Source organism: Pseudoalteromonas sp. S3776 (assembly GCF_005886915.1).
Taxonomy (GTDB): domain Bacteria; phylum Pseudomonadota; class Gammaproteobacteria; order Enterobacterales; family Alteromonadaceae; genus Pseudoalteromonas.
The window spans coordinates 1-350 of the sequence record NZ_PNCU01000125.1 but is presented as its reverse complement, the minus strand read 5'-3'; the positions used below and the strand labels follow the sequence as shown (position 1 = coordinate 350).

General features: G+C 49.4%; 1 protein-coding gene. It reads right to left on the bottom strand.

Annotated features, from left to right (window positions below):
• A partial coding sequence (locus tag CWC16_RS19415; RefSeq protein ID WP_138542690.1) for a tripartite tricarboxylate transporter TctB family protein occupies positions 1 to 350 on the bottom strand: 350 nt, incomplete at both ends.

The following is a 350-nucleotide window of genomic DNA, read 5'->3' as shown; positions in this document are numbered from 1 at the left end:
GGCAGGGAAGCCAGCAGCAGTACTTTTATACGACGCTCACCTAACAACCAGTAGCCACCTAACAGGAACAAGGTGGTGGAAACCAGAAAGCCCAATGGTTTCAGAGCCACACCTAACAAGCTCATCAATACCAGCAAGGCCAGGGTGACTTTCCAGCCAGGTCCCGAGAAGCTTTCTATTGGGGACTGGGCTTCATTGTCAGGAAGAATCAGCATCAATAGAGCCACTATGGAACCAATGGCACTGAGAAAAATCGGCAGAGTTCTGGAGGTAAAGGGTTCATCCATACTCCAGGGCTGAAGAGGAATCTGATAGGCGTTGTAGCCGTAAACCAGGGCCAAAATAAGAAA